The organism is Streptomyces sp. Z423-1 (assembly GCF_013009255.1).
Taxonomy (GTDB): domain Bacteria; phylum Actinomycetota; class Actinomycetes; order Streptomycetales; family Streptomycetaceae; genus Streptomyces; species Streptomyces gossypiisoli.
Map to the genome: position 1 here is coordinate 9,159,351 of NZ_CP053109.1, position 13,016 is coordinate 9,172,366.

Consider the following 13,016-nt stretch of genomic DNA (forward strand, 5'->3'; position numbering starts at 1 on the left):
GCTGAATTCCATCGGATTCTTCTGTTGGACCACTGCCCGCAGGTCACGAAAGAGTGAGGGCCACACTGTTCCATCCGTGCCAACCCCTCTGGAGTCGCGTTGTACACGGCACACCCCGACCGCTACGCGGACATGCCCTACCGGCGCACCGGACGCAGCGGCCTCAAGCTCCCCGCGCTGTCGCTCGGTCTGTGGCACAACTTCGGCCCGGACCGGCCGGTCGAGACCCAGCGGGCCATCCTGCGCCGCGCGTTCGACCTCGGCGTCACCCACTTCGACCTGGCCAACAACTACGGTCCGCCGCCCGGCGCCGCCGAGTCCGCGTTCGGCGAGGCGCTCAAGGCCGACTTCGCGCCGTACCGCGACGAGCTGGTGATCTCCACCAAGGCCGGCTATCTGATGTGGCCCGGCCCGTACGGCGAGTGGGGCTCGCGCAAGTACCTGCTGTCCTCGCTGGACCAGAGCCTGAAGCGGATGGGCCTGGACTACGTCGACATCTTCTACTCGCACCGCCCGGACCCCCAGACCCCGCTGGAGGAGACGATGGGCGCCCTGCACTCGGCCGTCCAGCAGGGCAAGGCGCTCTACGTCGGCGTCTCCAACTACTCCCCGGAGCAGACCCGTGAGGCCGCCCGCATCCTGGGCGAGCTGGGCACCCCGCTCCTCATCCACCAGCCGCGCTACTCCATGCTCGACCGCCGCCCCGAGGACGGCCTGCTGGACGCGCTGGACGAGCTGGAGGTCGGCTCGATCGCCTACTCGCCGCTGGAGCAGGGCCTGCTCACCGGCCGCTACCTCGACGGCATCCCGGAGGACTCGCGGGCCGCGAGCGACAGCCCGTTCCTGAACTCCGAGGCGCTCACCGAGGAGTTGGTCGGGCGGCTGCGCGCCCTCGACGACATCGCCAAGTCCCGCGGCCAGTCGTTGGCCCAGATGGCCCTCGCCTGGGTCCTGCGCGGCGGCCGGGTGACCTCCGCCCTGGTCGGCGCGAGCAGTCCCCAGCAGCTGGAGGACAGCGTCTCGGCGATCGGCAACCTCGACTTCGACGCGGAGGAACTGTCTCGTATCGACGCCATCGCCCAGCCCTGACCCACACCGAGCCCGCCGCGATACCGCGCCTGCGTATGCAGGTGCGGTCCGCACGGGTGCCCCGGCCCGGGCCGGGGCACCGGGATACGGCAGGGCGCGGAGCGGCGCGCCAGGGCGCGGGCAGGCCGGGTCAGCCTTCGGCCGGAACGGCGAAGGGGCGGAAGAGCGGGCCGACCAGAGTGCGCCAGGGTGGGCAGGTGGCGGGTGGCTCGTGTCCGTCGGCGACGGTGTTGACGAGGCGCCGGAACTCGGGGGAGTAAGGCAGGTTCGGGTGGATGACCGGGACCGGGCAGGCGTTGATGGCCGACGGGATGCGGGGGCCGTTCGGCATCAGGGGCAGGTCGAAGACGCTCGGGACGGCCAGGGCACGCAGGCCGTGCGGCAGCGGGCGGGACAGGGTGCGCTCGATCGCCGTGGGGTCGGCCAGCCACTCCCGGCCGAGGGGCGAGTCGGGGCGGAACACCGAGGTACCGCCGGGGCGGGGCAGGCCGGTCAGCAGCCGTGCGACGTCCGCGGCCAGGCGGGACCGGCCCGGTTCGCCCTGCGGGGGGTAGGGCACCGGGTTCTCCGGGAAGGGCCCGGCCAGCACGAGCGTCTCCACCCGGGGCAGGCGCCCCTGCGCGGCGGCTTCCCAGACCACCCACACCCCCTGGGAGTGGGTGGAGAGCAGGACCGGCGGCGGCAGACCGGCGAGCTGCGCATCCAGGAAGGAGATCAGCTCGGCGGTGGGGCGCAGGGTGTCCTCCGGTTGGTAGGGCGCTCCGGTGGTGATGGGGCAGAGAGCCTTGCGGCGCGGCTGTCCGGGGCCAGGGCCGGCGTACGAGTAGTAGAAGGTCTGCCCGCAGCGGTAGCCGAGGGTGTGCGGGTCGATTTCGAGCATGGCGCCGGTGCCGGAGGCCGAGTCGACGCCCGACATGAGCATCAAGGAGCCGCGGCGCGGCTCCTGCGGTGGCGCCGCCCGTGGCGGTCCGGCGGGACCGGTCGCGACGACGAGCACCAGCGCGGCCAGCCCCGCGGCCGGTACGAGGGCCACGGCACGCCGCGTCCACCGGAAGCCGGGGTCCTCGCGCAACGCTCGGGCTGCCGCCAGCGTGAGCAGGACGGAAAGGGGGACGAGCAGCACGGGACCCACGGGCCGCGTGGCGTCGGCCACCGCGCCGATGACGGCCAGCGCGGCCAGGTAGGCGCCGACGGTACCGAGCCGGAGCCCGCGCCGGAGCGTGACCGCGAGGCCGTGCGCCAGCCGGGGCGGCGCCGCCCAGGGCGCGGCGGCCCCCAGGGCGAAGACCAGCAGGGCGGCGGCGGTACCGAACCAGAACAGCGCGTAGAACAGCACGGCTCCGGCACCGAGCAGCAGCGCCGAGGCCACAAGCGCGCCCGGCAGTACGAGGACGTAGTAGCGGGCGGCGTACCGCAGTGCCTTTCCGCGGGGGCCGCCCAGCAGGAAGGCCAGCACGGTGACGCGCACGGCGAGGCAGGCGGCGAGACCCGCGAGGAACTGCGGGTACCCGGAGGTGAAGCGCATGAGCAGCCGCAGGTCGGCGATCAGGTCCAGCGGCGGCAGGGCCACGAGGTGCACCAGACCGGGCCACCGCGGCAGCACGCCGACCGCGGCGAGCACCGTGACGGCGCCGGCGAGCACGAGGAGTGCCGCGGGCCGTACGGCTGTGTCGCGTACGGGTCTTCGCGGACGGTGTCGTCCGGGCAGGGTCGGCCCCCGCATGCTCAGTCGGTCCCCGGCAGGTGCTCCCAGCGCACCCGGTAGCGGTCCCCGTGGTCGGCGAGGAAGGAGTCCAGCCGGGACAGCGTGAGGGGCGCGGGCAGTGGACAGCGGGTGGGCAGGCGCCGGATGGCCCGGTGATAGCGGGCGTAGTGGGCGAAGTCGAGCGGGAACCTGTCGGGCCGCGCACCGAGCCAGCCGCCTCCGGCGCGGGTGCGGGAGAAGAGGGTCTCCCACTGTTCGGCCGGGACGAGGCCGACCGATTCGACGCCGTGGTTGAACAGGGTGAGCCGGATGTCGTCGAAGGGGTCCGCCCGGTCCAGGTACGCGCTCACCGCCTCGAACGCCGGCTCGGTGTTGAACTCCATCCAGAAGGGCACCGACCCGGTGCGCAGCGCCCACCACGGCTCCATGACGACGAAGGACTCGACGAGGAGCCGGTTCGCGGGGATTCCGCGGTGCTCGTACCACCACCGGTACAGGTCGGCCACCAGCGGACTGAGGGCCTGCGGCTCGGGAAAGGCGATCCGTACGATCCGGTGGCCGCACTCCCGGGCGACCCGCCGGATGTCGTCGAGCAGGGCCGGTTCGAAACCCCACTCCGCCTCGGGGCTGCGGCCGTCGGGCTCCGGCGCCTCCCACCGCTCACGGGCCGAGCCGTACCGCCGCAGGTAGTGGGCGACACGCGGGCCGCCATGGCGGTACTCGTCCTCCGTGGCGCCGCCGACCGCGCCGTGCTGGAACAGGTGGCGATCGGCGATCCTGCGCGTGGGCCAGGTCCGCTGACAGTCGATCACGAAGACGGTGCCGCCGGGGGGCAGCCGGTCCCTCAGGAACCGCTCGTAGGCCGGTCCGAGCCGCAGCCGCTTGACGCGGAAGTACGTCATCGTCCGGATCATCAGCCGGTCCTGGACCGCGTCGTGCATATGGTGCAGCTGGATGTCCGGGTTGCGGTCGAGCACGGTGCGGGCCGGTCCCAGGGCGACGCGCAGGGCTTCGGCGGGGTCGTCCGGGTCGACGCGCTGGCGGAGCGGCACGAGGAAGGTCTGGGGGAGCCAGGGGATGCCCAGCGCTGTGTACAGGTGAACCGCGGCGCCGTTGGAGGAACCGATGGCGACCGCCGGGAAGCGCCCTGCCGGATACTGCGCGGCCGCCCACGCGGACAGTTCCCCGGCGTCGAACCGGTCGAGACGGCGCGGCGGTACGGTCTCCGCCCAGCCGCTCATGATGTACACCAGCTCGCGGGCCCTGCGCGGCAGTGCGTTCACCAGCACGGCGGGGGGCTGCAGAAGGCGGTTGAGGCCGAGGGCGGGGAAGTCGCGGCCCGACAGATACCGGGCGGTGGCGCGCACCATCGCCGCCGTGGAGTCGAAGCTCGCGAGGAAGGCGGGCGCGCGCGTCATCGGTCAGCTCCTCCGTCCGGTGCGGTCGGTGTCGCCGGTGCCTTCGCCGCCGAGGTGTTCCGTCAGGAACGGCAGCACCGCCTCCGCGACAGCATCCGCAGACTCGTGGACCATCGCGTGGAGCCCGCCGTCCAGCTCCACCAGCCGACCCCCGGCGAGGTCGGCCACCCGCGCCGCCCACTGCGGGGAGACGAAGGGGTCGGCCGTCCCCCGCACGACGAGCGTGGGCACCGTGACGTGGGGCAGACGGTCCTCGATGGCATCGGCGAGCGCGTGCCGGAACAACCGCACGGAGCGCCGCGGCCCGGCCCGCAGGAAGTCCCGGGCCAGGATGCGGCGCAGCTGCCAGGACTGGGTCCTCGCCTCACTCAGCCACGGACGCAGCAGACCCGCCGTCGACCGTATCGCGGGGTCCACCGTCGGCGACGTCAGCACCAGGGCGCGGACTGCTCCGGGATACCGTGCCGCCAGATCGGCGGCGACCTGACAGCCGAAGGAGTTGGCGAGCAGGCCGCCGCCCTCCACACCGGCCGCCCGCAGCCACGCCCGCAGGCAGTCGGCCAGCTCGGTGACGGACAGCGCCTGCCTCGGCGGTCGGCTGCGCCCGAAACCGGGGAGGTCCGGCACGTACACCCGGAAGGTGCCCGCCAGCCGCACGGCCGTCGGTACGGCGTACGCACCGGACACCACGAATCCGGGAACCAGCACGACAGGCGGCGCCGTACGCGAACGGCACCACACGCGCGCGGCGATGGCCCAGCCTGGGCCCGTGAGCCTCAGTTCTCCGGGCGGGCCACCCGTCGCTCGTGACACACAGCCGACGTTACGGGTGATCTGGACACGGCGCAGAGGGTGCCCGTCGGGAATCCGGCGAAGTTCCGCCAGCCAGAGGCGCGGCCGGGGCGGCGTCATGGGGGCCGTCGACGAGCTTCGTCAGCCGATCGGCGACTGTGCCGGCGTTCGACCAGCCATGACGCGATGAAGTAGACGGGCAGCGCGATGCCCACGAGTGTCGCGCTGCCGGTGAACGCACTGGCCAGGAACCGGCCGCCCAGGCGTACCACGCCGTAGTAGTAGCCGACCACGACGGCCATGAGCAGTGCGTACCCGCCGATCGCGGTGTAGACCAACTGGCGGACAAGTCCGGGCCAGCCATGTCTCATGCGTCGGCCGTGCGTTGCGGTGATGTGTTCGGAATTCGTCGGGTGCCGGCGCCGGATGCGCAGGCCGATGGCCAGGTAGCCCATGACCAGGAGATAGCCCGACAGCATGACCCCGACGTTCAGGTGGGTGGGGAGCACGGTTCGAATCCTGTGATCCATCGACCGGCCATCAAGGGGAGTCCCGCAGCAAGAAGTGCCAGCCGCGGACGAAGGCGTGCCAGCCGAACCACAACCACAGCGCGAACAGCGCCCACCGGCCCATCGGGTAGCGCATGACGGCGCGCAGGGTGTCACTCAGGGTGGGGAAGGCATCACCGGCCCGTGTGAGGGCGATGCCCTCCCAGGCGAACAGGGCGCCGAAGAGCACCGCCCAGACGAGATATCCGATCACCGGATGCTCCGACACCGCGACCTCCACTCATGTGCCGACCGGACAGATGATCGTCCCCATCGGCATCGGCAGTCACCAGCTTCCCCGGCAACTCCTCGACCGGCACACCGACCGCCGCGGGATGGGGTGGACGTCGGCAAGATGCACCGTCTCCGTCGCCTGGTCCCTCATCGCCACCTGTGGCCGGAACGGTGACACCACGGCCTCCACTGCCGCCACCGTTGTCACCTCCGCGCCGATCGCACCGGCGCCGACGCTCCCGGCACTTTCCTCACCCGTGGCATTCCGGCCAATACGCGCGGTGAATATGCCAGGAGACTGGCCGGAAAGGCATGGTGACAGTGGTTCAAGAGTGAAGATACTCGAACGCCAGGGACTGTTTTATTCACCGCACAGGAGCCGCACCGAAAGCGAGGCATCACCGCAGCGGGCAACGCAACGGGGGAGGCGAACGTGCACGACGAATTCCTGTGCCATGTCACGGCGTACGGCTTCTGCGACGGCCGGCGCGTCGGCGTACCGCTCGGCACCTATCGGGCACCCACGCTGGCCCTCGCGCTGTGGTGGCTGCGGGACCGCGCCACCTGGATCGCGGAGCGGCTCGATCCGCAGCCCGACGACGGGCCGTTCCCGCCGAACGCGCTGATTCCGGTCGGTGACTCGGTGGCCGATGTGCCGTCGGTGCTGCGCGCCTGGTGTGCGGACACCGACCACCAGGAGCTGATCGCCGACCAGTTGGCGGCCGGGCGGCTGGTCAGGATCGCCACCAGTGACGACACCACGGAGTACGAGCTGCTCGCCGAGTCCGTGGATGCCCTGCGGATGCAGCGCACCATCCCGGCGCTCGTCGTTCCTGTCGCCTGACACGTGCCATCGGGGAGTCACACCGGGCAGTCATCGATCGGCGTACATGTGAGCGAATCGGTAGAATTCTGGCCATGGCGGAGCGGCCGGCCGCGTCGACGGCGCCCGAACTCGTCGTGGAGACCGAGACGGGCTCCACCGTGATGAGGCCCGTCCGTGACTACCACGTCGGACGCGACCCGCACAGCGACATCGTCATCGACGACCCCCGGGTCTCCTGGCACCACGCGGTGCTGCGCCCCGTGGACGGCCACTGGACGCTGGAGGACGAGCACAGCACCAACGGCACCTACGCCGACGGCCACCGGATCCAGGAGTGGGACGTCGGCCCCGGCTGCGTCATCCGCTTCGGCAACCCCACCGACGGCCCCCGCGCCGTCCTGGTGAGCCTTGCCGCCCCCACCCCGGAGCGCCCCTCGGCGGTCTCCCGGCCCGCCCTCACCCACACCTTCCGGCACCCCACCTCGGTACGGCCGCTGCCCACCCGTACCATCCGCATCGGCCGCGCCTCGCACAACGACCTGGTCGTCGACGACCTGATCGTCTCCCGCCGGCACGCCGAGCTGCGCGCACACGTCGACGGCACGTACGAGATCGTCGACCTCGGCAGCGACAACGGCACCTACCTCAACGGGCAGCTCGTCACGAGCGCCCTGATCGGCCCCGGTGACATCATCGGCATCGGCCACTCGGCGTTCTGCCTGGTCGGCGACCAGCTGCAGGAGTACGTCGACACCGGCGAGGTCTCCCTCGACGTGCAGGACCTCACCGTGGCCGTCGACCGCGACCGCAAGACGCTGCTGGACGGCGTGTCGTTCCCGGTGGGGGAGAAGTGCCTGCTCGCGGTCGTCGGGCCGAGCGGCGCCGGAAAGTCCACGCTGCTCAACGCCCTGACCGGACTGCGCCCCGCGGACCACGGCACCGTCCTGTACGACGGCCGCGACCTCTACCACGACTACGCCGAGCTGCGGCACCGCATCGGCCTGGTCCCGCAGGACGACATCCTGCACGCCCAGCTCACCGTCCGCGCCGCCCTGTCCTACGCCGCGGAGCTGCGCTTCCCGCACGACACCGCCCAGGCGGAGCGGCGCGCCCGGGTTGACGAGGTGATCCGCGAACTCGGTCTGGAGCAGCGTGCCCACCAGCCCGTGCACAGCCTCTCCGGCGGCCAGCGCAAGCGGGTCAGCGTGGCCCTGGAGCTGCTGACCAAGCCATCGCTGCTGTTCCTCGACGAGCCCACCTCCGGACTCGACCCCGGCATGGACCGCTCGGTGATGCACATGCTGCGCGGCCTCGCCGACGACGGCCGGACCGTCATCGTCGTCACGCACAGCGTTCTCAGTCTCGACGTCTGCGACCGGCTCCTCGTCCTCGCCCCGGGCGGCAGGGTCGCCTACTACGGCCCGCCCGGCGACGCCCTCGCCTTCTTCGGCTTCACCCAGTGGCCGGAGGCCTTCGAGGCCTTCGAACGCGACCAGCACCGGGACTGGGCGGGGGAATACCGTGACTCGCCCTTCCACCGGCAGTACATCGCCGACGCCACCGTCCAGCCCGAGCAGCCCGAAGAGGGCCCGGTCGCCGTGGGCCCGCCGCCCCGGCCGCGCGGCTGGGCCGCCCAGCTCGGCACGCTGGTCCGCCGCTACACGGCCGTGCTCGGCGCCGACCGCACCTTCCTGGTCGTCATGATCGCGCTGCCCTTCGTCATGGGCGGCATGGCCCGCGCCCTCGCGGGCGGCGAGCTGGACCGCAGATCGGCATTGAACACGCTGCTCATCCTCTGTGTGGGCGGCGTGCTCACCGGCGCGGCCAACGCGGTGCGCGAACTCGTCAAGGAACGTGTGATCTACCAGCGGGAACGGGCCGTGGGCCTGTCCAGATCGGCGTACCTCGCGTCCAAGGCCGTCGTGCTCGGCACGGTCACCGTGCTGCAGGCCGTCGTGCTGACCCTGGTCGCCCTGTTCGGCGTCGACCTCAACGCGCCCGGCGGGCAGGGGGTGCTGATGCCGCCGCTGATCGAGATCACGGTGGCCGTCGCCCTGCTCGCGCTCACCTCGATGATGCTCGGCCTGCTGATCTCCGCGCTGGTGCGCAAGGAAGAGGTGACGATGCCGCTGCTGGTGCTGCTCGCCCTCGTCCAGGTCGTCTTCTGCGGCGCCCTGTTGCAGCTGGACGGCGTGCCCGGGCTCGAACAGCTGGCCTGGCTGGTGCCCGCGCGGTGGGCGTTCGCCGCGATGGCCGCCACCGTCGACCTGGGCCGGCTGTCGCCCGGCGAGCTGAGCGGCGACCCGCTGTTCGACCACACGGCCGGGGTGTGGCTGCTTGACATCGGCATGCTCGGCGCCCTCTCGGTGGCGTTCGGCTGCGTCGTCCACCAGTTGCTACGCCGCCGCGAGCCCGCCGTGATGCGGAAGTAGGCGCCCGCCGTGGCGACCGTTCCGGCCCACCGTCCCCCCGGCCCGCTCTGCCGGTCCAGCTCGTCGAGCGGCCTCGTCACGCGTCGGCCGCACCGGACCGGTGCGGCCGGTGACGGAGTGCTCCATCCTCAGCCCCGCCCGCCCGGCATCCCGGCGCCCGCAAGGCCGCCTGCCCCGACGCCCAGCCATCGCCGCCACGCCGCACGCGGCGATCGGCCACCGATCAGCGGGGCGTCAGGCCCCGTCGCCGTACCCTCTTGGCCAGCAGACCGCCGAGAAAGCCGGTCGCCAGCCCCCACAGCACGGCGAGCCCCAGCGCGGTCCATATCCGCGGCCGCAGGAACAGTTCACCGGCGAGGTCGCCGCCCAGGTCGCCGATGCCGAGGACGGACAGGCCGTAGGACGCGGAGATCCGGCCGACCAGGCAGATCATGAGCACGGTGAGGGCCAGCGCGACGGCCATGTGCACGGCGTGCTGCCAGAGCCGGACCCGGGCCGGTGAACGGGCCGCCATCACGAACGCGGCCCCGAGCACCAGCACCGCCGCCACGACCACCAGCCACCACCACCGGCCGTCGTGGTCGGAGAGCGTGCCGACGTTGACGGCCTGGACGTCCGAGGAGCGCAGCACCTGGTCCAGCTCGTGTGGCATCGGCAGCTCGAACGGCCCCTCCACCCGGCCGTCCCACGTGGCGCCCAGGCCGAGGGTGAGCCCGAGCCACGCCAGGTTCGGCAGCCCGAGCAGCAGCACGGCGAAGGTCTCCGCGGCATGCCCACGGGTCGCCGCGACGATCAGGCCGATGACAAGCCCCAGTACGACGTAGGCGAGCAGCAGGACGACCATCGCGTACGCGGCCGGGCGCACCGACTCCTGACAGCGCAGCAGCCGGCCCGGCAGCGGGGCGCCGCGCGAGACCAGCAGGGCCAGCGCCAGCACACCCACCAGCCACAGCAGACCGAAGAACAGGGACAGCGGCACGTCCGTGGTGAAGCCGATCTCCGGCGTGAGACCCAGCAGATCACCGATGTCGGAGATCGCGCCCTCGCCGAGCGAGATCCGGAAGGTCTGCCGGGCCCCCAGGGCCAGTCCGAGCAGCCCCAGCAGCCACAGGACGGCCACCTTCCCGGCCCACGCGCCCAGCTCCCCGGCACCCGCCACCGCCCGGTGCCGCAGCGGTCTCAGGAAACCCGCCGCGATCACCAGCGCGCCGACCAGCGTCACGGACAGCGGGATCACGGTCAGCCCCGCCGCCGTCTCGGCGAGGCCTCCGACATCTCCCGACAGTTCGACGACACCGCCCACCGAGGTCACGACGGTCGCCGCGACCACCCGGGGAAACGCCCCGTCCGGCAGGTCCGCCGCCCCGGCCGCCCACAGGCCCAGCGTGGCGGTGACACCCATGGCGACCAGCCCGGCCAGCACCACGACCACGGCCTGCACCCAGCCGGGACGGGACAGTGCCTGGTCGGAGAGGGCCCGCGCGCTCACCCTGCCACGCTAAGCAGCACCGGCCCCGGGCGCGCGCTGGGAGGTCCGCCCGCGCTCGCGGGCGCCCTGCGACGCCCGCAGGCCGCGGACGCCTCCCCTCAGACGGCGGGGCGGCGGCGCACCGGGTGGTGTCCCACGCGGGCGAGCGAGCCGCGCTGCCGGGCGGGCGAGCCGCCACTGCCCTCAGTGCTGCTGGGCCCTCTGCGGGGTCGCCTCGCTCGGTCGTACGACGACGTATCCCTCTCCTTGGAGCACGAGCTGTACGGCCTCCCCGGAACCGCCGCGCAGCATCGACCCGATGGACTGCGAGCGGTGCAGGGACGTCTGCAGGCCCGCGGTCCAGCCGACGACCGCGTCCGTGTCGACGTACACCGGATACTGCGCCGAGACGGGGATGACCAGCGGGTTGCCGTCACACACCAGCCCGAGCCTGCCCTGTCCGCTGAAGACGCTGTTGAACAGCCCGCCGCCGGTGATGCCCGCACCCTTCACCGTGGCGATCCGGTACGACAGCGAGGCGTCGAAACACAGGACGTTGCGGCCGTTGACCGTGAACTCCTCGCCCGGGTCGATGTCGACGACGAAGCAGTTCTGCGCCTCGTGCGCGAACCAGGCCTCGCCCTGGCCGCGCACCGCCATGAGGGGCAGCCCCTCGCCCGTGACCGCGCGCTTGAGCATGCCGCCCACGCCCTGGCCCTTGCGCTCGAATGCCAGGTTGCCGCGATAGGCGATCATCGCGCCCTGCCGGGCCAGCATCTCGCCGTTGACCGCGTATCTGATGCACTTGGCGTTCTCGACGGTCATGCCCGGCGCCTGCGCGGGCTGGACCATGTGCTCGCTGGAAAAGAGGTCACCCTTCATGCGGGCATCCTGTCCGGTGTATGTCGTTCTGCCAACACTGCCGGGCGAACCGCGGGCGGCGTGCCGGAGCGTCGCCGCTCACCCGCCGCCGAAGAGCTGGGTCCAGTACGTCCCCGCCCGGCCGCCGCCGGCGAAACCGATGCCGATGTGCGTGAAGCCGGGCTTGAGGATGTTGGCGCGATGACCGGGGCTGTTCATCCAGCCGGTCACCACCTCGGTGGGGGAGCGCTGGCCGCAGGCTATGTTCTCGCCGATCGAGCGGCGGGTGGAGCCCGCGGCGGCGGCTCGGTCCCAGGGCTGGCTGCCGCCGGGGGCGGTGTGGGAGTAGAAGTCCCGGGCCACCATGTCGGCGCTGTGCGCCTGCGCGGCCCTGGTCAGCACCGGGTCGGGGGACAGGGGCGGCAGACCGGCGCGGGCGCGTTCGTGGTTGGTGAGGTCGATGACGTCGGCCGCCGTGCGGGTGAGGTCGGCCGGGGTGAGCGGTCTGGCCCACAGCGCGGTCCAGTAGGTGGCCCCGGAGCGGCCGCCGTTGACGTGGGCCAGTCCGGCGTGTGTGAACGCCGGGTCGTGGAGCGTGCGGCGCGGGCCGTCCGTGCGCAGGCAGTAGTCGATGAACTCGGTGGGCGTGCGCGGGCCGGAGACCAGGTGTTCGCCGATGGTGATGTACGGGTATCCGGCGGCGGCCACGCGCTGGTAGACGGCCACACCGTCCGGGCTCTCCACGCCGAGTCGGCCCGCGGCCGCCATCGCGGAGGCGTGCTGCTGGGCGGCGGTGGTGAGGCGGGCGTCGAGGGAGACCGGTGGCGAACCCGCCTGGGCGCGGGCGGAGTTGATGAGGGTGAGGTGGCCGTGGGGGTCGGGGGCGGACGGTGAGCGGGGTGTGGCCGTAGGGCGGGTGACGGCGGCGGGGGTGTTCGCCCGGCCGGTCGTGGCCGTGGGGGTGCTCTGCGGGACCGCGGACGGCGTGTCGTCGTCCAGTACGTCCACGCCGAAGTCGCGGGCCAGGCCCGCCAGTCCGTCGGCGTACCCCTGCCCGAGGGCACGCACCTTCCAGCCCGCGCCGCGCCGGTACAGCTCGGCGAGCAGAAGGACCGTCTCCTGGCCGGGGCTCGGGGGAGTGAACCGGGCAAGGTGGCGGCCCTCAGGATCGGTGACGAACAGCGTGGGGACGGGCAGTCGGCCCAGCGGGGTGCCGGGGTCGGCGGGGCTGACGACGACCGTGACGCGGGTGGCTCCGGCGCGCAGCCGCCCGGGGTCGACAGTGAGCGTGTCGCCGCGCAGGACGGCTCCCGGCACGGACGGCTGGTTGTAGAACACGAAGTCGCCGTCGCCGCGCACCTTGCCGTCGTCGTCGGTGATGAGCGCGGACACGTCGAAGGGGCCGGGAACCCGTACGGTCAAGGCGCCGCGAGGGAGCGGCAGATTGCCTCCGGGGACCAACTCGCTCATGGCGCCGCCCTGCTGGTGTGCTCGTCGTGGTCAGAGGTCCGGGGGTGTCGACCGGACAACGTGCACCGGCGAGCGGCGGTTCCCGGTGACGTCACCACCGGAGGGCGGCTCCTGCGAGCCCTTCGATCAGCCACCAACCCTATGCCCTCGACCTCCCGCGCAGGAGGTCATGT

General features: G+C 72.6%; 11 protein-coding genes. 3 read left to right on the forward strand and 8 right to left on the reverse strand.

Translation table 11 applies throughout. From position 1 onward, the window contains the following. Positions 1-99 precede the first annotated feature (99 nt). A complete protein-coding gene (mgrA, locus tag HJD23_RS41640) occupies positions 100-1,089 on the forward strand; it encodes an L-glyceraldehyde 3-phosphate reductase (RefSeq protein ID WP_171115988.1) in 990 nt (329 codons plus the stop codon). A gap of 130 nt (positions 1,090-1,219) precedes the next feature. Here the strand turns inward: mgrA and HJD23_RS41645 are convergent, their stop codons facing one another. From HJD23_RS41645 to HJD23_RS41665, 5 genes are all read right to left on the reverse strand, one after another. Further along, on the reverse strand, positions 1,220-2,812 hold the full coding sequence (locus tag HJD23_RS41645; protein WP_171115990.1) for a hypothetical protein: 1,593 nt from the start codon (positions 2,810-2,812) through the stop codon (positions 1,220-1,222). Between the two features lie 2 nt (positions 2,813-2,814). Then, positions 2,815-4,212 (reverse strand): hypothetical protein, encoded by a 1,398-nt coding sequence (locus tag HJD23_RS41650; protein WP_171115992.1) that lies wholly within the window; start codon positions 4,210-4,212, stop codon positions 2,815-2,817. 3 nt (positions 4,213-4,215) lie between these two features. Further along, on the reverse strand, positions 4,216-4,920 hold the full coding sequence (locus HJD23_RS41655) for an alpha/beta hydrolase (RefSeq protein WP_171115994.1): 705 nt from the start codon (positions 4,918-4,920) through the stop codon (positions 4,216-4,218). 200 nt (positions 4,921-5,120) lie between these two features. Next, positions 5,121-5,513, reverse strand: coding sequence for a DUF6256 family protein (locus HJD23_RS41660; RefSeq protein ID WP_171115996.1), 393 nt, complete (start codon positions 5,511-5,513; stop codon positions 5,121-5,123). Positions 5,514-5,544: 31 nt separating this feature from the next. Continuing rightward, on the reverse strand, positions 5,545-5,781 hold the full coding sequence (locus HJD23_RS41665; RefSeq protein WP_171115998.1) for a DUF6186 family protein: 237 nt from the start codon (positions 5,779-5,781) through the stop codon (positions 5,545-5,547). Between the two features lie 438 nt (positions 5,782-6,219). Between HJD23_RS41665 and HJD23_RS41670 the strand changes: the two genes are divergently transcribed. Next, positions 6,220-6,630 carry a hypothetical protein gene (locus HJD23_RS41670; RefSeq protein WP_171115999.1) on the forward strand — a complete coding sequence of 137 codons (411 nt, stop codon included), beginning with the start codon at positions 6,220-6,222 and terminating at the stop codon, positions 6,628-6,630. Positions 6,631-6,704: 74 nt separating this feature from the next. After that, on the forward strand, positions 6,705-9,044 hold the full coding sequence (locus HJD23_RS41675; protein WP_171116001.1) for an FHA domain-containing protein: 2,340 nt from the start codon (positions 6,705-6,707) through the stop codon (positions 9,042-9,044). A gap of 223 nt (positions 9,045-9,267) precedes the next feature. Here HJD23_RS41675 and HJD23_RS41680 read toward each other — a convergent pair whose 3' ends face one another. The 3 genes from HJD23_RS41680 to HJD23_RS41690 all read right to left on the reverse strand — a co-directional run bounded on the left by HJD23_RS41680 (position 9,268) and on the right by HJD23_RS41690 (position 12,843). Then, positions 9,268-10,533 carry a streptophobe family protein gene (locus HJD23_RS41680; protein ID WP_171116003.1) on the reverse strand — a complete coding sequence of 422 codons (1,266 nt, stop codon included), beginning with the start codon at positions 10,531-10,533 and terminating at the stop codon, positions 9,268-9,270. Between the two features lie 183 nt (positions 10,534-10,716). After that, entirely contained in the window at positions 10,717-11,394 is a 678-nt protein-coding gene (locus tag HJD23_RS41685) for an AIM24 family protein (RefSeq protein ID WP_171116005.1), read from the reverse strand. Positions 11,395-11,472: 78 nt separating this feature from the next. Continuing rightward, positions 11,473-12,843 (reverse strand): CAP domain-containing protein, encoded by a 1,371-nt coding sequence (locus HJD23_RS41690; protein WP_171116007.1) that lies wholly within the window; start codon positions 12,841-12,843, stop codon positions 11,473-11,475. Between the last annotated feature and the right edge of the window lie 173 nt (positions 12,844-13,016).